This window comes from Paenibacillus polygoni (assembly GCF_030263935.1).
GTDB classification, from domain to species: domain Bacteria; phylum Bacillota; class Bacilli; order Paenibacillales; family Paenibacillaceae; genus Paenibacillus; species Paenibacillus polygoni.
Map to the genome: position 1 here is coordinate 3,588,919 of NZ_CP127162.1, position 22,745 is coordinate 3,611,663.

Sequence of the window (22,745 nt, forward strand, 5' to 3'; positions counted from 1 at the left end):
CTCATGCTTCCATGTGCTTGGCGCGCAGCTGTCCGCATGCTGCCGCTATATCGTGTCCTTGCTCTCTGCGAATGGTTACATTAATGCCTTGCTCGGCAAGAATTCTTTGGAACTGGAATATGTCTTTACGTGCGGTTCTTACATATTTCCGTTCCGGCACATGGTTAACTGGAATCAGATTCACGTGACATATCATATCTTTAATTACGCTTGCGAGTTCCTCAGCATGTTCAGGCTGGTCATTAACTCCGCCGATCAGTGCGTATTCAAAAGTAATTCTTCGTCCTGTTTTCGCCTGATAATAACGCAAAGATTCCATCACATCATCAAAAGGAAAACGGCGGTTAACCGGCATAAGCTTGGAACGTAATTTATCATTTGGCGCATGAATGGAGATGGCGAGATTAATCTGCGTGTCTTCATCCGCGAATTGATAAATATTAGGAACAATACCGCTTGTAGAGACGGTAATATGGCGCTGTCCGATATTAAGTCCTTTTTCATGAATCATCGTTCTAAGGAATTTCATCGTTTCGTCATAGTTCTCAAATGGTTCTCCTGTACCCATAATAACAATGCTGCTTACACGTTCGCCGCGTTCATCCAAAATCTGCTGAGAACGAACTACCTGAGCAATAATTTCACCCGCTGTAAGGTTACGTTTTAGTCCTCCGAGTGTGGAAGCACAGAAAGTACAACCTACACGGCAGCCTACCTGCGTTGTTACACAAACACTATTTCCATAATTATGTTTCATGATTACTGTTTCAATTGCGTGATCATCATGCAGTCCGAATAGGAACTTAACGGTACCATCTTTAGACTCAAATTTAGTAATTTCACGCAGCGTAACAAACTGGAACTGATCATTAAGTTTTTCACGCAGTGCTTTCGAGAGATTCGTCATCTCAGAGAAATCATTTACACGTTTAACATAGATCCAATCGTATATTTGCGCAGCACGAAATTTAGGTTCACCGTTCTCTTTAGCCCACGCTTCTAGCTCTTCGAGCGTGTAATCATATATAAAAGGCTTCGTCATTATTTTCAACACCTGTTCTTTCTTCTTAAATAAAGTATCGTAAAGCAAAACATCGTCATCTTATCATTCTACCCATTTTAACATATAATCCCGCATTCATCCATGAAAGCTGATGTTACAGCCTGTCCTACGTAAATATGATCTGCCCCGCATCAAGCTTCTTAAAAGCAACAAGAAGCCGCCTAAACCTTACGGTTTACAGCGGCAATCAATTCATCTATGGGTTTAAAATCTTATAAAGCTTAGCAGACATCAGGTAAGGATACAACATCCTTTTTATCTGCACAAGCTATCTAAGACGTTTTAATCTGGCAATATAAAAACCATCACTGTTAAACTTCTGAGGAAGAATCTGAATTCCATACCCCTCTTCAGTAACACAGGATTTCACCTCTTCATTCATACTTTCCGCAGGAGGAACGGCTGCATAATCAGGGTGTGAAGCTAAAAATTCACGGACAACCTGGTCATTTTCTTTAGGCTCTGTAGTACAAGTACTGTAGACTAATATACCACCTGGCTTAAGAAGTTTTGCCGTCCGGCTGAGAAGTTCACTCTGCAAACTGCTGATTGCTTCCACATCCTCGGGCGATTTCGCCCAGCGCAGATCCGGCTTGCGCCGAATGACCCCGAACCCTGAACACGGAGCATCAAGCAAAATCCGATCAAAAGAAGCCTCAGGATAATACGTATCCAAATCCAGCGCATCGTGACAAACCGTTTCAATACTTCCGAGGCCAAGACGATCTGCTTGGTCCTGAATTAATTTGACCTTATGAGGGTGAATGTCGTTCGCAATAATAGAACCTTGGTCCAGCATCTTCTCACCAATATGAGAGGTTTTGCCTCCTGGTGCAGCGCAGCAATCGAGCACAGTCATTCCCGGCTTCGGTTCTACCGCCTCAGCAACAAGCATTGAACTTTCGTCCTGTACAGACAACATACCATCTTTATACCAAGAGGTAAGTGCCATGTTACCGCCGCTTGATACAATAATTCCGTCTTTACTAATCATGGACGGCATTACGATATGACCCGCTTCTTCCATCTCTTGCATTAATTTATCGCGGGAAATCATGGTCGTATTGACACGAACACTGACTGGCGGCGCTTCATTATTGGCACGGCACATTGCTTCGGCTGTATGCTCTCCGTACTGGGCGACCCATCTTTTCACGAGCCATTCCGGGTGAGAGTGCGTAAGGGCAATACGCTTCACTGCGGGTAAATCTTCTGGAATTTGTAACTGATCAAGATTCCGAAGCATGTTACGCAGCACCCCGTTCACCATACCTGAAATGCCCTGATGACCTTTCCGTTTCGCAATATTTACCGCTTCACTGACAGCTGCATGATCAGGAATTCGATCAAGGTATAGAATTTGATACAGACTAAGACGAAGCAAGTTCCGAACCCAAGGGGTTAGTTTTTTCAGTCCTTTCGCAACATAGGACTCCAGGAAGTAGTCCAATGTGTTACGCCGAGCTATTGTTCCATATACGAGTTCAGTAGCCAGGCCTGCATCCGCAGGACTTAGATCAGCGCTTTTTAACACTTGATTCAAGAGCAGATTACTGTATGCTCCCTCTTCTTCCACTGCGGTCAAAATGTTCATCGCCGCTTCACGACTGGTTATACTTCGTTTCTTAGGTGCAGAAGAAGCTGACTGTTTCTTAATCGCTTTATGCTGCTCAGATGACTTCACTTCAACACCGTCCCTGCTTTGAGAGATCCGCCGCGAGCGAAATCAGAAGCTTGCATGACTTTCTTGCCTGCAGGCTGTACTTCATGAAGCCACAGCGAGCCATCTGAAGTCTTCACTTCGATACCAAGTTTAGATAAGGAAAGTACCGTTCCCGCTTCAGCTTCTTTTTGTCCGCTGGATGCATGTTTATACTCATCCGGCAGCGCCAAAGGATTTACCGCCGACCATACCTTAAATACCTGCTCGTCCCACAGGGTAAAAGCTCCTGAATAAGGAACAAGTCCACGAATCTGATCGTAAATCTCTCTTGCAGAGCGCTTCCAATCAATCTTCTCATCTTCTCTTGTCAAGTTCTTCGCATAAGTTGCTTCCTCATCATTTTGCGGTATAGCCGTCACTTTACCGCTGATCAGGTTAGGCATTTCACGAATCAGCAAGTCAGATCCCGCTTCGCTCAGCTTGGCGAACATCGTACCTGACGTATCTTCGTCCGTAATCGGAACTTCCACTTTGGAGATCATGTCCCCAGTGTCGAGACCTTCCGCCATATACATCAGCGTAACTCCTGTAACTTTTTCCCCATTTATAATCGAACGCTGAATTGGAGCTCCGCCGCGATATTTGGGAAGTAGAGAACCATGTATATTAACACATCCGTACTTCGGCATATCTAGAACAGCTTTAGGCAAAATCTGACCGAAAGCAGCCGTCACAATGAGATCGGGCTCCCATTTCGCAAGTTCTGCCACCGATTCTTCATCACGAAGACGGCGAGGCTGAAACACAGGAATTCCATGTTTCAGCGCAGCCTCTTTTACAGGAGTTGGGGTTAATATTTTTTTGCGACCTTGCGGTTTATCTGGCTGAGTTACTACGAGTTTTACGGAATACCCTTCTGCCAGCAATTTTTCAAGTGCAGGTACGGCGAAATCAGGTGTCCCCATAAAAACAATATTCATATCCTTACCCCCTGTTACTGCGATTCGGCAAATCTGCTCCGATTTCATATATTTTTTCAGCTAGATCGGTGAACAAAACTCCGTTTAAATGATCAATTTCATGCTGGAAAGCACGTGCAAGAAGACCGCTTCCTGTAATCGTAATTTCTTTACCTTCACGATCGAGGCCTTTAACCGTTACCGTCTCTGCACGGCGGACATCTCCGTTATAACCAGGAATACTCAGACAACCTTCGGGACCAAATTGCTCGCCTTCCTTGGACACGATCTCCGGATTAATCATTTTGATAAGACCGTGATCATCTCCTGTATCAATAACGATCAGACGTTTCAAAATTCCGACTTGCGGAGCAGCAAGTCCTACTCCTTCAGCGTCATACATTGTATCCGCCATATCATCCAGCAGTTTTTGCACGTTTGGCGTGATTTTGGTAACTTCTTTCGCAACTTTACGTAGTACATCATCAGGTTCTTTTACAATTAATCGAATTGACATCTTAATGGACACCATCCTATACGCTTATAAGTTATGTTTTTATTCTATGATCAAACCGCTTGGCTTACATCAGCATTTGCGGATCAACATCTATACTAATCAGTAAATCTTTCCCTTGAAAATCTTGTTCCATTTGACGAGCGATGTCCCGAACAAGCCCGGTGGCATCGATATCACCACGCCATTTTACCATACATTGAAATCTGTATCTATTCTTCAGTCTCGCCATCGGAGAGGCTACCGGTCCAAGTACATCCAAAGCATCAGCACTAAATTTATCTAGACTTCCAAGCTGTCCTCGCTTCCCAGCCTGTTCCTTGAGCATCCTCGTGTAGTTTTCAGCAGCTCGCACAAGCAGTGGAAGCTGTTCATGTGAGAATGTGACGAGGATCAAACGGCAATAAGGAGGATACTGCAAAATCTTGCGATGCTTTAATTCTTCCCTAATAAAATGGTTGAAATCATGCTTGCTTGCATGAACGATAGAATAATGTTCTGGCGTGTAAGACTGAACGAATACTTCCCCAGGCAGTTGATGCCTTCCTGCTCGGCCTGCAACTTGTGTCAGCAATTGGAATGTTTTCTCCGCTGCACGGAAATCAGGTAAATTCAGCGCCGAATCAGCCGTAATTACACCGACAAGAGTGACATCTGGAAAATCAAGCCCTTTTGCTACCATCTGCGTTCCAAGCAAAATATCGGCTTTTTTCTCCCTAAAAGCTTTCAGCAGTTTTTCGTGTGATCCTTTTTCTGTTGTTGTATCTACATCCATACGAATCACTCGAACGCCAGGGAACAACTTCGCCAGTTCTTCTTCTACCCGCTGCGTACCGGTTCCAAAGTAACGAATATGTTCACTCCCGCAGTCAGGACAAACCTCTGGTACCACTTCTGCATATCCGCAGTAGTGACATCGCATATTATTTGACCGCTGATGATATGTTAACGAAATATCACATTCGGGGCAGGTTGCCACATAACCGCAGCTTCGGCACATTACAAAGGTAGAATACCCTCTTCGGTTTAGCAGCAATACCGTCTGTTCACCCTTTTCAATTCGCTCCGCAATCCCTTTATGTAGAGCCCGGCTGAACATGGAACGGTTGCCGTCCTTAAGTTCTTCTCGCATGTCTACAATGTGAACAACAGGCAGTTCATTTCCAAGCGCACGCGTAGGCATCTCAAGCAGTACCGGCGCGAATTCATCATTGCTTTGCGATCTTGCAGCGTAATAACTTTCCATGGAAGGCGTTGCAGAGCCAAGAATAACGACAGCTCCCTGCTGACGAGCACGTTCTACTGCTACATCTCTTGCGTGATACTTCGGCGTTTCTTCTTGTTTATAAGAAGTTTCGTGTTCTTCATCTATGATAATGAGACCCAGGTGTTCAAAAGGAGCAAATACGGCGGAACGAGCCCCAACGGCTACTTTTGCCTTACCTTCACGAATTTTACGCCATTCATCGTATCTTTCCCCGCCAGAGAGTCTGCTGTGCATCACAGCGACTTGATCACCAAAACGCCCCTTAAATCGCTCGACCATCTGAGGGGTGAGTGATATTTCGGGGACGAGGACAATAGCCTGACGATCTTGCTCAATCGCCCGCTGTATTGTCTGTAAATACACTTCTGTTTTTCCGCTTCCGGTTACTCCGTGCAAAAGGAATACCCCTTGTTTGCGCTCGTCCAATTTCTCCACAATCTTCTGATATACAGCCTGCTGTTCCAAAGTTAAAGGCAGCGGCTGAGTAGGTGTGAAGTGCCGTCCTTTATAAGGATCGCGAAATACTTCGACATCTTCAAGTACAACAAGCCCCTTGTCCTCTAAACCCTTCACTGTACCCGCGGATACCTGTAAGCCAGAGAGCACTTCTTTTAATGCCATGGGCAAAAAAGAGCTCATCTCTATCAAATAAGAAAGCACTTCTTTTTGTCTCTTTCCCTTTGCTGGAAAATCGGCAAGAGCAGCCTCTGCCTCCTCTAATGAGACCGCAAGGTCAATAGAACGCAGTGTTTTCTTTTGCAGCTTATCCTTAATCGACTGGTTCTCTTGAAGCACACCTGTACGAAGCAGCTCTTTAATAAGGTCAGCGTCTTCAGGGTACCGTTTACCTAAATGATCTAATGTGACTTGTTCCTTACTTCGAACATATCGAATAATTTCATTTTTCACTTTGAATGTCTCATTATCTTCGGGCAGATCAAATAGTACGCTGTCCGTCTTGTGTATACTTCTAGGTACGGATGAATCCTTGCTCTTCGTAGATTCTGCGGCAGATTGTTCCTGTGTCTCACTGTTGACTGAGATATAACGCTTGGCCTTTCCTTTTAGAGCCGTTGGAATCATTGCCTGCAGCGTAAGGATCCGATTGGAAGCATACCGCTTGCTCATCCATCCTGCGAGTTCAATGAGATCTGGTGAAAGCGGTGGTACAAGATCAAGTAATTCTCCAATCGGCTTCAACTTGAACGTTGTATTTGTATGATCCGCGATGGAGATTACAAACCCTTGAACTGTTCGATGGCCAAAAGGGACTCCCACCCTGCTTCCTACTTCGACCCAGCCTAAAAGGGATTCGGGAATTAAATAATCGAATTCGCGGTCAGTATCCTTCGCTGGTACATCCACAATTACTTTCGCAATCTTCAAGGGTTTACTCCCTCCCCTCCATTTGCGAAATTGCAATTTGAAATACTTGTCTTGCGACTTCGTCTTTTGATATTACGGCTATTTCTTTAACTAATCCATGCTTGTCATAGATTTCAACGGCATTGGTATCCGTCCCAAAACCTGCTCCTGGTTTTGTTACATCATTAGCCACGATAAGATCCGCATTTTTTCGTTCTAATTTTCCTTTTGCATGGAATTCAATATCATTTGTTTCCGCTGCAAATCCAATCAAATATTGATGTGTTTTTTCTTTACCAAGCGATTCTAAAATGTCGATGGTTTTGACAAGAGACAGCGTGAGTGTATCGTCTTTCTTCTTGATTTTTTGTTTTGCAGCTTCCGCAGGTCTATAATCTGCCACGGCCGCAGCTTTAACCATAATATCCGTCTCTGGCCAAAGTTTATGGACCGCCTCATACATCTCCTCAGCAGACTGCACTTTCACTACGTTGACATCTGCCGGATAAGGAACCTGCATATTGGCGGCAACAAGGGTAACCTCCGCCCCCATGTCTTTCGCAGCGGCCGCAAAGGCCACTCCCATTTTCCCAGAAGAATCATTCGTTATATATCTAACAGGGTCAATTCGCTCAATGGTTCCGCCTGCGGTAACGACAACCTTTTTCCCTGCCAAACATCCTTTTTCAGATTGACGTTCAAAGAATGTTTCTACCACAGCTGCGATCGTTTCCGGTTCTTCAAGCCTGCCTTTTCCTACATAGCCGCAAGCAAGCTGACCTACACCAGGTTCGATAAAATGAACCCCTCTCGAATGAAGGGTATTCATATTCGCAACAACCGCAGGATGTTCATACATATGAACATTCATAGCAGGAGCAATCATAACAGGAGCTGTCGTGGCAAGGAGTGTTGTGGTCAGCATATCATCGGCAAAGCCATGTGCCATTTTAGCAATGGTATTTGCTGTTGCCGGAGCAACAAGTACAAGGTCCGCTGTATCTGCTAAATGGATATGAGAGACAACCGAAGCATCTCGTTCATCAAATGTATCGGTATAAACCGGATTTCGCGACAGTGATTGCAAGGTAAGCTCTGTGATGAACTTCTTAGCAGATTCGGTCATAATCACATGCACCTCTGCCCCTTTTTGCACGAGCTTGCTTGTCAGTGCTGCTGCTTTATATGCTGCAATGCCTCCTGTTACTCCGAGCACGATTTTTTTACCTTTCAACATATGCGCTCCCCCTGTTCTTATCATAGATCATGTCAATAACTACGCTTGTATCTTTCGTTAAACAGAAGCAAAAAAAGAAGTAGAAAGAAAAAAATAACAACCTTCCGGTTGTCACTTTTATCAGGGTGTTACCTATATTAGTAATTCAGTAAAGATAGATGAGTAGAATTATGCTTGGTTTTCTTCTTTTTCGTCAGTACCTGGCTCTACTTTGATCATGTCGTCATAAATCTCTTCAAGAGCAACGCCCACTTGTTTATGAGATTTAGGATTTCTAAGTTCGGATTTTTCACCTTCACGAAGCTGTCTAGCACGTCTGGATGCAGCAACTACAAGAGAATACTTACTGTCGACTTTGTTCATCATTTCATCAATAGATGGATATAACAATACGAACACCTCATTCGATTCTATTTTTTCGCTACTTTACAATGTTCGGCGATGATGATTGATTCTATTCGCTTGCACGCCAAATCAATTTCATCATTAACTACCGCATAATCATATTTTTCTAAAAGACTAATCTCTTCAGCAGCAACAGTCATCCGGTGATCAATCGTTGCTTGGTTCTCCGTACCGCGGCCTTGGATACGGTCTTTTAGTTCATCGAGCGAAGGAGGCAGTAAAAACACAAAAATTCCTTCTGGGAATTTTTCTTTTACTTTAAGCGCTCCTTGCACCTCAATTTCGAGAATAATATCTTTGCCTGATTCAAGCGTCTGTTCTACAAAATCACGCGGGGTACCATAGTAATTACCCACATATTCCGCATGTTCTAGTAGTTCATCTTTTTCAATCATATCAAGAAATTGTTCACGGCTTTTGAAAAAATAGTTCACTCCGTTTTCTTCGCCAAGTCTTGGCTGGCGTGTCGTTGCCGACACAGAGTACGTCAAATTAGGAACTCGTTTACGCAAAGCAGTACATACCGTTCCTTTTCCTACACCCGATGGGCCAGATAATACAATAAGTAATCCCTTAGACATATTACACTCCATTTTTATTCGTCGTTGTCATCGTCTTTAGAAGATAGACGATGGGCAACCGTCTCCGGCTGCACTGCGGACAAGATCACATGATCACTGTCAGTAATAATTACAGCACGTGTTCTGCGTCCATATGTAGCATCAATGAGCATATGACGATCTCGTGCTTCCTGGATAATTCTTTTGATAGGCGCTGATTCAGGGCTAACAATAGATATGATACGATTCGCTGAAACGATATTACCAAATCCTATGTTAATGAGTTTAATCGCCATATTCAGGTTCGTCCCCCTATAACTTTTGATCCTTCTCGCAAAGCATTGTTGTTATTTGGCAGCAAGCTTACCTTCATTCTAGACTACTCTAGATTTGCAGCCTGTTCCCTAATTTTCTCAAGCTCGGCCTTCATGTCCATCACGAGATTAACCAAGGTCAGGTGATGAGCTTTTGTACCGATGGTGTTCACTTCACGATTCATTTCCTGAATCAAGAAATCAAGTTTGCGACCTACAGGGTCAGGACTGGTCAGTAATTGCCTACACTGCGTAAGATGACTAGAGAGACGAGTCAGTTCCTCATCTATGTTGGATCGGTCCGCAAAAATCGCAATCTCCATACCAAATTTATGTTCATCAAAAGATCCATCTGATATCTCGGTCAATCGCTGCCTCAGTTTATCTCGATATTCGGTCACTACATGAGGTGCAAGCTCAACCATCTTTTCATGATAGACCTCTAAACTTGAAATCCGGGTCTCTATATCTTTCGCAAGGTGACTTCCTTCACGAGCTCGCATATCCACCAGCTCCTCAAGGGCATGAGTGATCCCCTCTTGCAGCGCAATGTCCCAAGCTTCATCTTCTGTTGCCACTCGGAGAATTGCTTCTTCCGGTTTCAGAAGCACGCCAGGAAGTGAAAGTACATCTGATATTTCCATATTCCCTCTCATTCCATAACGAAGCTCGAGTTCTTTTGCGGCTTCTAAATAAGAAGCTACTACCTCTTCGTTAAGGACTGGGTTCAGATGACTCTCCACTGAAAGTTCCTTCGTTATAAATACGTCAATCCGTCCACGCCTTAGCTCGCGCTGTATGATTTTACGAAGTCCATCTTCGTAGCGTGTCCACTCCCGCGGCATTCGGAATACCACTTCGCAATACCTGTGGTTCACAGACTTCATTTCAAACAATACATTATAGCCGCCATAGCTGAGCGAATATTGACCGTATCCGGTCATGCTGAATGACATCGGCATCACATCCATTACACTATTGTATCGGATTATAGTGGTTGAAACAAGTATGAACATTGCGCTTCATCCCCGTTTAATTCCTACCATTATTGCCTAAAAAAGGGCTTCCTAGTAGAATAAATGAATACTTTTTCTAAAAAAAGATGCTGAACATGGATAAGGAGACCCTCTCATGAAAACAGAACTTCAACTTATTGTCCGTCCAACCGAAATCGATGTGAATGGCCATGTCAATAATGCAAAGTATTTAGAGTATCTCGAATGGGGAAGAGAAGAATGGTACGAAGCTATGGGCCTCCCCTATAACAAACTGCTGCAAGAAGGATTTCAAACGGTCACCGTTAACATTAATATTAACTATCGTAAAGAATGTGTTCAGAATGATCGGCTCACCGTGATCACAGAACCAGAAAAAGCCGGGAACTCAAGTTATGTATTGAAACAAACAATTATGAACGAGACAAATGTTGTCTGTGCTGATGCGGTCGTAACTAGCGTAACGATGGATCCATCTAGTCGAAAAAGTAAACCTTTGCCCGAGATGCTGCGAAAATTCTTTCCGGCAAATCAGTTATGAAACTCATTCCGGCATAGTAAAAAAAGGGTGCCTTTGCTGCAGAGTTCATTTCCGCAGCAAGGCACCTTTCTAATAAAGTCAAAATAAAAATTGATAATAAAGTTTAATTTATAATTGCTGCTGATCCCTTTTTCTCCATAATGTGATTTGACTTTTCCCATACAAACTTCGTCAGTTCTTCGCTCATATCATAGAACATAAACGGCGTCATAATATAGATTCCATTGAAATGCTCCATAGCAACTTCGATCAATTCTTTGGCAATTGCAGTACCCGTCGCTCTGCCTTCTTCCCCTTCAAGCCCTGCCATCTGCTCTCTTACCTCGTCTGATAAAAGAATACCAGGAACCTCGTTATGCAGATATTCGGCATTACGGCCGCTCGCAAGCGGCATGATTCCAATAAAGATTGGAATCTCAAGATGCTTGGTCGCTTCCTTAAGCGCAACAATCAAATCTTTATCGTACACAGGCTGGGTCATGATGTAATCCGCACCTGCCGCTATTTTTTTCTCTAAGCGCTGAACTGCCTTCTCTATATATTTTACATTTGGATTAAAAGCAGCACCTACTACAAAATCCGCTTTTTGTTTCAGCGGCTTACCTGAAAAGGCAATTCCGTCATTCAGCTGTTTGATCATTCGAATAATTTCAAAAGAAGTCATATCATATACCGAGCTTGCCCCGGGTAGATCACCAAACCTAGCTGGATCACCGGTTACTGCAAGAACGTGATCAATGCCTAAGGCATCAAACCCCATCAGATGGGACTGAGTCCCAATTAAATTTCGATCTCTGCAGGCAATATGGATCAAAGGCCTTATCCCTGTCTGTTCCTTCACGAGGTAACCTAGTGCCATATTGCTCATACGGGTAACCGCCAGGGAGTTATCGGCCAGTGTCAGCGCATCAACCCCTGCTGCTTTTAGACATTTCGCACCTTTTAGGAACTTTTCAATATCGAGATCCCTAGGCGGGTCGAGTTCTACAATAACGGTATGGCGTTCTTTGACCAGATCCACGATGGTAGGTTCTGTACGTGTTTTTTCAGATTGATCCAAGGATACAAACGAACTTCTGATTTCATCACGTGTGAATAATGCCTCTTCATTGAGCGGCGGAAGGAGAGCTGGCTGATATGCTGCAAGTGCTTCAGCTATTGCCTTAATGTGCTCAGGTGTGGTACCGCAGCAGCCGCCAATAATGCGGGCGTTCAGATCTGCAAAACGAACAGCGGTCTGTCCAAAATACTCAGCAGATGCGCCAAATCGAACTTCACCATCAATATAGTCAGCAATCCCTGCGTTAGGATATACGGACATAGGAATACCGATATCAGACACCGTTTCCATCGCACGCATGATGGCATTTGGACCTGAGCGGCAGTTAAATCCAATCACATCTGCTCCTTCTCCATGTAAGATGGAGAAGGCTTGAGGCATAGTGTAACCATCGAGTGTTCTTCCAATATCGTCAATGGCAAACTGGCAGATAACAGGAATTTCAGACTGTTTTCTTATACTCCGGAGTGCGATCAAGAGTTCTTCAACATCATAAAAGGTTTCGAGCATGATCCCATCAACGCCCTCTTCAATCAGCGCGGTAACTTGCTCCTCATAATAATACCCAAGTTTACTTTTCGAAATATCAAAACGTTTACCGGCTCTAATCGAACCTGCAGCCCCAACTACATATCCTCTTCCATTTAAAGCTTCCCTGGCAATCCGAACTCCCGCCCGGTTAATGTCCACCACTTTGTCTTCTAGACCGAATTTGGAAAGTTTATCGTAATTGGCCGAATACGTATTGGTCTCAATCAGTTGTGTGCCTGCATCGATATACTGCATATGTACATCAAGAATGACATCAGGTGATTCTAGATTCAGTTCCTCATAGGAGATTCCGACAGGAAAACCCTTTTGATATAAATAAGTACCTATCGCCCCATCGCCAATCAGGATTTCCTTTTGCAACACCTTGCGTAGATCCACCCTCATTCTCCTCCCGTCAATTCCCTATATTTCACACTAATGTAACATAAAAGCATAAAAAGAGGGAACTAGTATGGAGGCCACTGAAAAAGTCTACTCATAAAAAAAGGTACGGATCCTCAAAAAAGTTGAGGATCCGTACCTTTTTTTCGCTTATAATTAATGCATCATGAAAAGTAGGTGAGCGGATGATTCGACAACAACAAACCTTGGTTCTGAGTCCTTATGCGGCACTGTATGACATTGTTGTACCGAAGGACAATATGCTTCGTCAAATCAATGAATTGGTGGACTTCACTTTTATATACGAAGAGTTGGAAGCAAAATATTGCTTAGACAATGGACGTAACGCCATTGACCCGATTCGCATGTTTAAATATTTATTACTGAAAGCTATATTTGAACTCTCTGACGCAGACATTGTTGAACGCTCTAAGTATGACCTGTCGTTTAAATTTTTCTTGGCATGGCACCAGAAGACTCGGTAATCGATCCAAGTTCTCTAACGAAATTCCGCAAACTACGTTTAAAAGATATGAACCTACTCGACATGCTTATCGGGCAGACCGTAACCCTTGCGATTGAGCAGGGTATCTTAAAAAGCACCTCTATCATCGTAGATGCCACGCATACGAAAGCTCGCTACAACCAGAAATCACCGCAAGAAATCCTGCAAGACCGTGCGCGGAAGCTGCGCAAAATGGTTTACACGATGGATGAATCGGTCAAAGCCAAAATGCCAGTAAAGAACGTGAACCATGTGCTCGAAGACGAAATTGCGTACTGTCAAAAACTTGTCGCTTTCATCGAAGAAGAATCCGGAATCGCACAGGTGCCAAAAATTGTAGAGCCGCTTAATCTTCTGAAAGAGACGATTGAGGATGATGTAGAGCAACTGCGCCTTGCAGCAGATCCAGACGCGCGCGTAGGACACAAGAGCGCAGATAGCGCCTTTTTCGGTTACAAAACACATCTAGCGATGACCGAGGAACGTCTAATAACGGCAGCTGTCATTACGACGGGCGAGAAAAATGATGGAAAACAATTACTGACACTGATCGAAAAAAGCCAAGCCGCCGGGATGCAGGTCAAAACGGTAATTGGAGATACGGCGTATTCTGAGAAGGATAACCTGATCTACACGAAACAAAACGAGATTGAACTTGTAGCGAAACTTAATCCACTCATTACACAAGGTGCTCGTAAGAAAGAGGACGAGTTTCTGTTCAACAAAGATGCTGGCATGTACGTTTGTCCAGCCGGACACATGGCGATTCGAAAAGCACGACAAGGGAAAACAGGCATCAGTAAAAACCAACAAGACACCTATTTTTTCGATGTGGAACTCTGCAAACGCTGTCCGTATAAGGAAGACTGTTACAGAGAAGGAGCCAAGAGCAAAACGTATTCCGTGACAGTAAAATCCGACGAACACTTGGAACAGAAGGCGTTCCAGGATACAGAATATTTCAAAACAAAATCGAAGGAACGCTACAAAATTGAAGCAAAGAACAGTGAACTCAAACATGGGCACGGGTATGATGTAGCCACATCCTCGGGTCTGCTTGGCATGCAACTGCAAGGTGCGATGGCCATATTCGCTGTAAATCTCAAACGAATACTGAAATTAGCAGACTAAGAACTACTAGTGAATACAGAATTATGAAGACAAAAAGAGGACATTCATCTCCAAAACACGGAGTGAATGTCTTCTTTTTACACTATTTGCACAGCCTCCAAAGAAAAGCGCAAGTTCTTCAGTGGCCTCCTAGTATGTCCCCTCTTTTTGTCAAAATCCCTATTCAATTATTTTTCCGGTGAATACAAATGCGGCTGGCCCTGTCATATATACATGATTATCCTCTTCATTCCATTCAATGAACAAATCTCCGCCCTTCAGACGAACCCAAGCAGATCTTTCCGTAAGCCCGTTTAATACAGAAGAGACAAGCGTTGCACAAGCTCCTGTCCCGCATGCCAGTGTAGGACCGGCTCCGCGTTCCCATACTCTCATGTCAATATGCTCTCGATCTTTTACCGTAGCAAATTCAACATTTATTTTTTTCGGGAAGAAAGGATGTGCTTCTAGTTTCGGTCCCCAAGAGGCGAGATCAAAATGCACGGCATCCTCTACATAAATAACACAGTGCGGATTACCCATGGATACGGCGGTAAACCGGAAACCGCTCCTTCCTGCTTCAATCGGCTGATCCACTACCGGACTCTGATCTATGGTAGTAGGTATCTTAAGACCGTCCAGTACAGGTGCGCCCATATCTACCCGTACTTTACTTACCTTCCCATCCTCTACCGTCAGCCCGACAGGTTGTACACCTGCTCCAATGGTCTCAATGGTAATCTGCTCCCGGTCAATGTATCCATGATCGTATACATATTTAGCTACACACCGGATCGCATTACCGCACTGCTCTGCTTCCGTACCGTCTGAATTTATGATTCGCATCTGAAAATCAGCCTTCTCCGAAGGTAAAATATATACCAAGCCGTCGGCACCAATTCCAAAAAAACGATTGCACCATTTGATTGCTAGTTCTGCAGCATCAGAAGGCAGCTCTTTCTCGCCATAGATCACAACAAAATCGTTGCCTAGTCCGTGCATTTTCGTAAATTCCATAATAAAACTCCACTCCTTTTAGCTTGTCATGGCCCCGATGTCATCTTCGCCTGTAACCATGTAATCAATACGTGAGTAAGCGACTTTTCAGGTTAGCATATCCTAAGGAGTGGAGGAATTGTATTGATTTTATGCTGAAAATTTTGTACTTTTCGGTGTGTACCCGCTTGTAGCCAGTCTGCGCCGATTCTTCCGGCCTCCCCATACGCTTCCTGCACCAAGCAAGAACGTTGGAATTCCTGCCGCTACGATAACAAGTGCCCATTCTCTCAGATCAAGCGCCGTAGTCTTGAAAATCGGCTGGAGCTGAGGTGTATACATGACGCCTAACAGCAGTACTACAGAGGAAATAACGGCAAGCACCAAATATTTGTTCTGCAGTGGGTTTCGGTGAAAGATAGATCTTGAACTCCGGCAGTCAAAAACATGAATGAGCTGCGCCATAACCAGTGTTGCAAAAGCCACCGACTGTGCTTTCACTAGATGAGCAGGATTATGCGGATCGATGCGAAGCGTAATCCAGAATGCAGCAAGTGTGCATAATCCAATCAGCACGCCGCGGCTAATAATTTTCCAGCCCAATCTCCGGGCAAAAATATTTTCTTTCGCTGATCGCGGCTTATGTTCCATTAAATCCTTCTCCGCCTGATCCACACCGAGCGCCATAGCCGGGAGCCCATCGGTAACCAGGTTCACCCAAAGAATCTGTATCGGAAGAAGCGGTAGCGGAAGACCTGCCATCATCGCAAAGAACATCGTTAAGATTTCACCAACATTTGACGCGAGCAGATAACGGATGAACTTCCGGATATTTTCGTAGATGTTCCGCCCTTCTTCTATCGCTGCTACAATTGTAGAGAAGTTATCATCACTTAAAATGAGCGCGGAAGCTTCTTTCGTAACATCTGTTCCGGTAATCCCCATCGCAATCCCAATATCTGCGGCCTTAATTGCCGGCGCATCATTTACACCATCACCTGTCATCGCAACGACATGCCCTTTTCGCTGTAATGACTTCACAATCCGCAGCTTATGTTCCGGTGATACTCTCGCATACACATAGATCTGATCCACTTCTTTATCGAGGTCGTCATCACTGAACTGAGTTAACTGCTGTCCTGTCATCACTTTCCCGCCGCGAGGCAGAATACCGAGCTGATGTGCAATCGCTTCTGCGGTAAGAGAATGATCACCTGTAATCATGACTGTCTTAATTCCGGCTCTTCTACAAGTCGCAATGGCATCTCTTGCTTCTTTACGCGGCGGATCAATCATGCCGGCAAGTCCGACAAATACAAGCTGGCTTTCTGCCTTACACTCATCGTCTACCTGTTCTTCCGGTCTTACTTCACGATAAGCCATGCCCAGCACTCGAAGTGCAGAACTCGCCATTTTCTCATTCGCCTGAATTACTTGCTGCCGGATCGCTGAGGTAAATGGAATGACTTTGTCATCCCATAAAATATAGGCACATTCCTTAATGAGTACATCTGGTGCACCCTTTGTAAAAATAAGTCTGCCTCCCTGATGTTTCATCAGTACGGACATTAGTTTGCGTTCAGAATCAAAAGGAAACTCCTGAGCTCGTTCATATAGTCCCGATAAGCTTTGAGGAGACATTCCAAGCTTAGAGGCCAAGGTAACAAGCGCGCCCTCTGTAGGATCCCCCTTTAGTATCCATTCTGTTTCCTCATTGCTCTTTTTATTACGCGTGTCCGTAACCGGTACTTCTTCAATAAGTGCGTTGTTGCATAAACTGCTGACTTGAAGAAGTCTGCGCAAGGATTGATCATTCTTCAGATCTATTACATGATCTTGAAGTGTAATATGACCTACCGGTTTATAGCCTTCTCCTGTGACTTTGAGCTGTCTTCCGCCCTGCCACACATCCGTTACTGTCATTTTGTTCTGAGTTAAGGTTCCTGTCTTGTCTGAACAAATAACAGAAGCTGAACCAAGCGTTTCTACAGAGGGAAGTTTACGAACAATTGCTTTTCGTTTGATCATCCGCTGTACACCAAGCGCAAGTGCGATGGTAACAATAGCAGGCAATCCCTCAGGTATTGCGGCAACCGCAAGACTTACACCCGCGAGGAACATACCAATGGCAGGCTGTCCATGTAAAATACCAGCTACGACAACGAGTACCGTAAGCACCAGGGATACGATAATCAGGATCTTTCCAAGCTGTTCCAGGCGGTGCTGAAGCGGTGTTTCCTGTGCTTCTGTATTCTGTATGAGGTCTGCAATTTTCCCCATTTCGGTATCCATTCCCGTACGAATGACGACCCCTTTTGCCGTTCCTCTCGTAACCATGGTACCCATGAAGCCAACATTCTTGAGGTCTCCAAGCGGAAGATCTTCCTGCTCAATAGCATTACTGTGTTTACCTACAGGTACTGATTCGCCCGTTAAAGCAGATTCTTCCACGTCACAGTTACTTGTCGTAATAAACCGGATATCCGCAGGGACACGGTCTCCGCTTTCCAGAAAAATAATATCGCCCGGTACAAGGTTTTTAGCCGGGATTTGTTCTACTTTTCCATCCCTCAGCACTTTTGACGTAGGAGCTGATAATTTTTTTAGTGCGCTAAGAGAACGTTCAGCTCTGAATTCCTGAATAAATCCAAGAATTCCGTTTAATAAAATGATAGCAATGATCGTTATTGCATCCAGGTATTCACCCAGGAGTCCAGATAACAGCGTAGCTCCTACCAAGACAAGCACCATAAAATCTTTAAACTGATTTAGAAAAAGGGTGATTGGAGAAATTCCTTTTCCTTCTGACAGCTCATTTGGTCCTGACTTCTTCTGCCTGTTTGCTGCCTCATCCTTGGTTAGACCTAGCTGCGGCTCCACATCTAATTCTGACTTCAGCTCGTCTGCACCCATCTGATGCCACTTCTTCTGTTCCATATTCCAAGGTTCCCCTCCCGCTCTTTAGTCCTGTGCCTGTCCAGCTTTTCTTACATGTGTACATTGCATCAGTCAAAATGCCACTTGTCTAATGCCGGACAAACTTCTAAAACTACTGTATTCGGACAAGTGGGGAAATATCACACAAAGAGAGCTCTTAAGTTTTTGTTCAAACTATGGCATGATAGATGGAGAAGAAATGTACCAACGAAATAAACATGAAATATAAAAACCAACCTGATACAAGATAGGAGAACATAGATTATGGCATTAGACGGAATTGTCGTTCGTTCGATCGTGCATGAGCTTCAAGTGCTCATTGGCGGACGCATGAGTAAAATACACCAACCTAACAGTCGCGATATTGTGATTAGTCTTCGAGCAGGGCGGGAAAATACCAAATTGCTGATCTCAGCTAGTCCTACTTATCCGCGTGTTCAATTCACAAAACAAACGTTTGTGAATCCATCAGAAGCACCCATGTTCTGTATGCTGCTTCGCAAACACTGCGAAGGAGCCATCATTGAGAACATTAGCCAAGTCGGCATGGAAAGAATTATTCATATCGATGTTCGGCAGCGGGACGAAATCGGCGATGTTTCCACGAAAAAAATTATTGTTGAGCTGATGGGCAGACACAGCAATGTAATTCTGGTCGATCCTTCCACAGGCAATATTTTAGATGGAATTCACCATGTGACGCCTGCGATCAGCAGTTACCGTGTCATTATGCCTGGATTCTCCTACATGGAACCTCCAAAGCAGAACAAGGAAAATCCGCTCACCGCAACTCGCTCTTCCTTTGCAGCATATGAGAGCTATGAAGGAAGTGCATCAAAATGGCTGGTAGAAACTTTCAGCGGACTCAGCCCGCTGATTGCGGAAGAGATTGCATTCCGCGGCAAGCAGAATGACCCAGAAGCAGTACGGGATACAGAACAACTGTGGAATGGTTTCTCAGAAGTGATGAACCTTGTATCTGGCAACAAGTTCACGCCCGTCATTGCAACGAATGCAAAAGAGAAAATGGTTTTTTCTGCCATTCCTCTCACTCATCTGAATGAGCATCAAACTTATGATTCAATGAGTGCATGTATGGAAGATTACTACGGGGAAAAAGCAGAACGGGACGTTATCAAACAGAAAGTCAGTGACCTCCTTCGGTTCCTGCAAAATGAACGTAATAAAAATATTAAAAAACTAGATCATCTGAATGCGGACCTTGCAGAAGCGGATGATGCCGATCAGTACCGAATTTACGGTGAACTGCTGTTTTCTTCTCTTCATGCTGTACAAAAAGGAGATACAGAAGCCGTTCTTACGAACTTCTATGATGAAAATCAAGCCGAAGTACGCATTCCGCTTGACCCGCTTCTGACTCCATCCGATAACGCTCAGCGTTATTTTAAGAAATACAATAAATACAAAAACAGCCTGCAGATCATTGAGGAGCAGCTAATCAAAACGCGCGAAGAGATCATGTACATGGACAACTTATTACAGCAGCTGGCTTCTGCATCCATAAACGATGTCGAAGAGATTCGGGAAGAACTGGTATCTGAAGGATATCTTCGAGACCGGAATAAAAAAGGAAATAAGAAAAAGAAAAAGAAGAATCAGCTTCCTTCTCTGCAAGTGTTCACGTCTTCTGACGGCACCGAAATTTATGTAGGCAAAAACAATCTGCAAAATGAATACTTGACGAATCGTCTGGCAAGTTCTAATGACACATGGCTTCATACAAAAGATATCCCGGGCTCACACGTTGTCATTCGTTCCACCTCCTTCTCTGAGCAGACCTTGGAAGAAGCGGCCATGATTGCGGCTTATTACAGCCAGGCCAAAGAATCAAGCAGTGTGCCTGTGGATTATACGCTCATCCGTCATGTGAAAAAACCGAGCGGCGCAAAACCCGGTTTTGTGATTTACGATAATCAAAAAACACTGTTTGTTACACCGAGTGAAGATCTAATTAAAAGGCTGCCCAGTCACATTAAGAATTGATCTTCCCCTTTCTTTTCAAAAAAGAAGAATCAAAAAGCAGCGTTCTGGTCATAGCCCCGTCAAGTAGACATTAAAAAAAGAGGATTTTCCATTTACGCGGCGACTTTTTCCCGGAATTCGATTGGGGAGAGGTCGCCGAGTTTGTTTTGGAAACGTTCCTTATTGTAAAATGAAATATACTCCGTAATTTGGCTTCTTGCTTGTTCCAGATTATTAGGCTTTTCCAAATACAGCTTTTCCGTCTTTAAGTGGGAAAAGAACGACTCGATACAAGCATTGTCATAGCAGTTTCCACGTCGGGAATGACTCCCTGTCAACTGCTTCTCTTCAAGCAACTTAGCATAGCTTTTCGAGGTATACTGAAACCCTTGGTCCGAATGGAGCAAAGAGGGTCCATCTTTTAGTTGCTGCACAGTGTCCATAACGAGTTTTAGGTCATTGCGCTCGGAGAGTTCCCAGGCTACTATTTCGTTGTTATATAAATCCATTACAGCCGAGAGATAAGCAAATTCATGCCCAATCCGGACATATGTAATATCTGTCACAAGCTTCTGCACAGGAGCAGTCGCAGAGAATTCCCGATTTAAGACATTAGGGAACAAGGCCGATGGTTTGCGGCCACAAAACGGACGTTTCTTGCGAATAACAGAACGAATCTGAAGTTCTCTCATTAAGCGACGGACCTTCTTGTGATTCACAACGAAGCCTTCTTTTCCTAAAGCAGTACGCATTCGCTTGTAACCGAAATACGGACGAATTCGATGAATGCTCAAGATGTGTGCCTTTAGATCTGCATCACGATTTGCTCGTTTCTCTCGATGAACTAAATTCTTCTTCCATTTATAGTAGCCTGCACGTGATATTTCAGCGATTCTACATAGCCAAACTACGGGAGCCACTTTGCTTATTTCTCGAATGGACTGGCACCGGGCTTCGAAATCCAGCTTCCCTCCCCGTGCAAGTTTGGATTTAGCTTTTTTAGATATTCTACCTGCGCTTTCAGATATGCATTTTCTTCTTCCGCACTACTAAAATGCTTCTTCGCCCAACGTCCCCGGTAATCCTCAAACCCCTCACCATTTTGGCATTTACGAACCCATGTGATAATCTGGCTCTCACTTTTGATTCCAAACTTCTCCATGATTCGACTGTACGTCCACCCTTCTTCTACTCGCAAACGGACAGCCTCTTTCTTCGTTTCTTCACTATATCGATTAAAAGTTTGACCTTTCTTCGCTGACATAACAAAAATCCCCTCCGGTTTTCCAGTGTTTGAGTTCATTGTAACATGTTCTCTTTTTTCACTGTCTACCATGAGGGGATAATACCATTCGTTATACGATAGCGAACGCTGCTTTTTCTGGAGGCAAAAGACCTTAGACTAGCTAAAGGGTCTTTTGCCATTTCTCATTTTTTAGAACTCTGCTCCTGTAGTTGACTCAGAACAGAAGCACCTACGGTCACGCTGCCGAGATCCCCGTGGAATACAACTCCTTGCCTCGACCCATGAAAATCAGAACCGCCTGTTACTATCAGGCCGTACTGGTCTGCCATTGCAAGATATCGCTTTTCCTCTTCGGGACCGTGATCTGAATGGTAAACTTCAATCCCCGCAGGATGACCATGTTCAATTATTTTTCGAACAAGTTCATCGTCGCCATAAAGTCCAGGATGGGCAAGCACCGGCGTTCCGCCTGCAGCTCTAATCCAGGCAAATGCATCTTCTGGTGTCACCCGCGGAACACTGACGAAACCCGGTTTACCTTCGGCTAAATAAAGATCAAAAGCTTCCCGCATGTCACTAACATATCCTTTTGCTACAAGCGTATCTGCAATATGCGGACGCCCAACAGTTTCATCCTTTTCCAGTGGTCGACCCATCTCTCGAATGACGTCTTCCATTGAAATGTCGAGCCCAAGCTCATTTAACTTTTCTAGAATAAGGATGTTCCGTTCCTCACGGGTTCTGCGCAGGGTTTCCAGTCTGCTGAGAAATTCAGCATCTTTTATATCCACATAGTACCCAAGCACATGAATTTCTTTTCTCTCAAGTCTAGTACTGATCTCGACACCAGGTACAACTACAACTCCATATTCCTCGCCCGCTGCAAGTGCCTCTTCTACGCCTGCAACCGTATCATGATCTGTAATCGCAACAGCAGCAAGACCTTTGTTAGAAGCGATGCGTACATTCTCTGAAGACGGCTGCATTCCGTCCGATGCCTGGCTATGCGTATGAAGATCACATTTTCCATTCACAAGTTCTACATTAACTGTTTCTTTTTCCGATTTATTCATACGAATGCCTCCTTTCCAA

General features: G+C 44.2%; 17 protein-coding genes and 1 pseudogene. 3 read left to right on the forward strand and 15 right to left on the reverse strand.

What is annotated here, in order from left to right; genetic code table 11:
- Position 1: 1 nt before the first annotated feature.
- The 10 genes from rlmN to QPK24_RS17260 all read right to left on the reverse strand — a co-directional run bounded on the left by rlmN (position 2) and on the right by QPK24_RS17260 (position 10,303).
- Positions 2–1,042 (reverse strand): dual-specificity RNA methyltransferase RlmN, encoded by a 1,041-nt coding sequence (gene rlmN / locus QPK24_RS17215; RefSeq protein WP_160033594.1) that lies wholly within the window; start codon positions 1,040–1,042, stop codon positions 2–4.
- 289 nt (positions 1,043–1,331) lie between these two features.
- Positions 1,332–2,657 carry a 16S rRNA (cytosine(967)-C(5))-methyltransferase RsmB gene (gene rsmB / locus QPK24_RS17220; protein ID WP_285749399.1) on the reverse strand — a complete coding sequence of 442 codons (1,326 nt, stop codon included), beginning with the start codon at positions 2,655–2,657 and terminating at the stop codon, positions 1,332–1,334.
- A gap of 86 nt (positions 2,658–2,743) precedes the next feature.
- Entirely contained in the window at positions 2,744–3,706 is a 963-nt protein-coding gene (fmt, locus tag QPK24_RS17225; RefSeq protein ID WP_285743246.1) for a methionyl-tRNA formyltransferase, read from the reverse strand.
- A 4-nt stretch (positions 3,707–3,710) separates the two neighbouring features.
- Entirely contained in the window at positions 3,711–4,202 is a 492-nt protein-coding gene (def, locus tag QPK24_RS17230; RefSeq protein WP_160033598.1) for a peptide deformylase, read from the reverse strand.
- A gap of 64 nt (positions 4,203–4,266) precedes the next feature.
- Positions 4,267–6,852, reverse strand: a complete 2,586-nt coding sequence (gene priA / locus QPK24_RS17235; protein ID WP_285743248.1) for a primosomal protein N' — start codon at positions 6,850–6,852, stop codon at positions 4,267–4,269.
- Between the two features lie 4 nt (positions 6,853–6,856).
- Positions 6,857–8,068 carry a bifunctional phosphopantothenoylcysteine decarboxylase/phosphopantothenate--cysteine ligase CoaBC gene (coaBC, locus tag QPK24_RS17240; RefSeq protein WP_285743251.1) on the reverse strand — a complete coding sequence of 404 codons (1,212 nt, stop codon included), beginning with the start codon at positions 8,066–8,068 and terminating at the stop codon, positions 6,857–6,859.
- 168 nt (positions 8,069–8,236) lie between these two features.
- Entirely contained in the window at positions 8,237–8,458 is a 222-nt protein-coding gene (gene rpoZ / locus QPK24_RS17245; protein ID WP_285743253.1) for a DNA-directed RNA polymerase subunit omega, read from the reverse strand.
- 20 nt (positions 8,459–8,478) lie between these two features.
- Positions 8,479–9,054 (reverse strand): guanylate kinase, encoded by a 576-nt coding sequence (gene gmk, locus QPK24_RS17250; RefSeq protein WP_191799079.1) that lies wholly within the window; start codon positions 9,052–9,054, stop codon positions 8,479–8,481.
- Between the two features lie 14 nt (positions 9,055–9,068).
- Positions 9,069–9,329 (reverse strand): extracellular matrix/biofilm regulator RemA, encoded by a 261-nt coding sequence (gene remA / locus QPK24_RS17255; protein ID WP_006209218.1) that lies wholly within the window; start codon positions 9,327–9,329, stop codon positions 9,069–9,071.
- A gap of 83 nt (positions 9,330–9,412) precedes the next feature.
- Positions 9,413–10,303: a YicC/YloC family endoribonuclease gene (locus QPK24_RS17260; protein ID WP_285743256.1), complete on the reverse strand. Its 891-nt coding sequence runs from the start codon at positions 10,301–10,303 to the stop codon at positions 9,413–9,415.
- 175 nt (positions 10,304–10,478) lie between these two features.
- On the opposite strand from QPK24_RS17260, the gene QPK24_RS17265 reads away from it, so the two are divergent.
- The gene (locus QPK24_RS17265) at positions 10,479–10,883 is read left to right on the forward strand and encodes an acyl-CoA thioesterase (protein WP_285743258.1); all 405 of its coding nucleotides are present in this window, start codon (positions 10,479–10,481) and stop codon (positions 10,881–10,883) included.
- Between the two features lie 103 nt (positions 10,884–10,986).
- On the opposite strand, the gene QPK24_RS17270 is transcribed toward QPK24_RS17265, so the two are convergent.
- Positions 10,987–12,879, reverse strand: a complete 1,893-nt coding sequence (locus QPK24_RS17270; protein WP_285743260.1) for a bifunctional homocysteine S-methyltransferase/methylenetetrahydrofolate reductase — start codon at positions 12,877–12,879, stop codon at positions 10,987–10,989.
- A 182-nt stretch (positions 12,880–13,061) separates the two neighbouring features.
- Here QPK24_RS17270 and QPK24_RS17275 point away from each other — a divergent pair.
- Positions 13,062–14,512 (forward strand): annotated as a pseudogene (locus QPK24_RS17275) (IS1182 family transposase).
- A 159-nt stretch (positions 14,513–14,671) separates the two neighbouring features.
- Here QPK24_RS17275 and dapF read toward each other — a convergent pair.
- Positions 14,672–15,508, reverse strand: coding sequence for a diaminopimelate epimerase (dapF, locus tag QPK24_RS17280; protein WP_285743262.1), 837 nt, complete (start codon positions 15,506–15,508; stop codon positions 14,672–14,674).
- Positions 15,509–15,637: 129 nt separating this feature from the next.
- Positions 15,638–18,424 carry a calcium-translocating P-type ATPase, SERCA-type gene (locus QPK24_RS17285; protein ID WP_285743264.1) on the reverse strand — a complete coding sequence of 929 codons (2,787 nt, stop codon included), beginning with the start codon at positions 18,422–18,424 and terminating at the stop codon, positions 15,638–15,640.
- Between the two features lie 264 nt (positions 18,425–18,688).
- Here QPK24_RS17285 and QPK24_RS17290 point away from each other — a divergent pair, with 264 nt between their 5' ends.
- A complete protein-coding gene (locus QPK24_RS17290; protein ID WP_285743265.1) occupies positions 18,689–20,428 on the forward strand; it encodes an Rqc2 family fibronectin-binding protein in 1,740 nt (579 codons plus the stop codon).
- Between the two features lie 92 nt (positions 20,429–20,520).
- Here QPK24_RS17290 and QPK24_RS17295 read toward each other — a convergent pair.
- Both QPK24_RS17295 and QPK24_RS17300 read right to left on the reverse strand, forming a co-directional pair.
- Positions 20,521–21,671 (reverse strand): IS3 family transposase gene (locus tag QPK24_RS17295; RefSeq protein ID WP_407082915.1). Its coding sequence is split into 2 segments (ribosomal slippage): positions 20,521–21,410 and positions 21,410–21,671, totalling 1,152 coding nucleotides; the frame shifts between segments, so codons are not numbered across the junction.
- A gap of 164 nt (positions 21,672–21,835) precedes the next feature.
- On the reverse strand, positions 21,836–22,726 hold the full coding sequence (locus tag QPK24_RS17300; RefSeq protein ID WP_285743267.1) for a PHP domain-containing protein: 891 nt from the start codon (positions 22,724–22,726) through the stop codon (positions 21,836–21,838).
- Positions 22,727–22,745: the final 19 nt, after the last annotated feature.

Bases quoted from the DNA above. Each gene is read 5' to 3' on its own strand.
- def (WP_160033598.1), bottom strand. From the start codon at position 4,202: ATGTCAATTCGATTAATTGTAAAAGAACCTGATGATGTACTACGTAAA.
- gmk (WP_191799079.1), bottom strand. From the start codon at position 9,054: ATGTCTAAGGGATTACTTATTGTATTATCTGGCCCATCGGGTGTAGGA.
- fmt (WP_285743246.1), bottom strand. From the start codon at position 3,706: ATGAATATTGTTTTTATGGGGACACCTGATTTCGCCGTACCTGCACTT.
- QPK24_RS17300 (WP_285743267.1), bottom strand. From the start codon at position 22,726: ATGAATAAATCGGAAAAAGAAACAGTTAATGTAGAACTTGTGAATGGA.
- QPK24_RS17265 (WP_285743258.1), top strand. From the start codon at position 10,479: ATGAAAACAGAACTTCAACTTATTGTCCGTCCAACCGAAATCGATGTG.
- QPK24_RS17285 (WP_285743264.1), bottom strand. From the start codon at position 18,424: ATGGAACAGAAGAAGTGGCATCAGATGGGTGCAGACGAGCTGAAGTCA.
- QPK24_RS17270 (WP_285743260.1), bottom strand. From the start codon at position 12,879: ATGAGGGTGGATCTACGCAAGGTGTTGCAAAAGGAAATCCTGATTGGC.
- QPK24_RS17290 (WP_285743265.1), top strand. From the start codon at position 18,689: ATGGCATTAGACGGAATTGTCGTTCGTTCGATCGTGCATGAGCTTCAA.
- rlmN (WP_160033594.1), bottom strand. From the start codon at position 1,042: ATGACGAAGCCTTTTATATATGATTACACGCTCGAAGAGCTAGAAGCG.
- dapF (WP_285743262.1), bottom strand. From the start codon at position 15,508: ATGGAATTTACGAAAATGCACGGACTAGGCAACGATTTTGTTGTGATC.
- remA (WP_006209218.1), bottom strand. From the start codon at position 9,329: ATGGCGATTAAACTCATTAACATAGGATTTGGTAATATCGTTTCAGCG.
- coaBC (WP_285743251.1), bottom strand. From the start codon at position 8,068: ATGTTGAAAGGTAAAAAAATCGTGCTCGGAGTAACAGGAGGCATTGCA.
- rsmB (WP_285749399.1), bottom strand. From the start codon at position 2,657: ATGAACATTTTGACCGCAGTGGAAGAAGAGGGAGCATACAGTAATCTG.
- QPK24_RS17260 (WP_285743256.1), bottom strand. From the start codon at position 10,303: ATGTCATTCAGCATGACCGGATACGGTCAATATTCGCTCAGCTATGGC.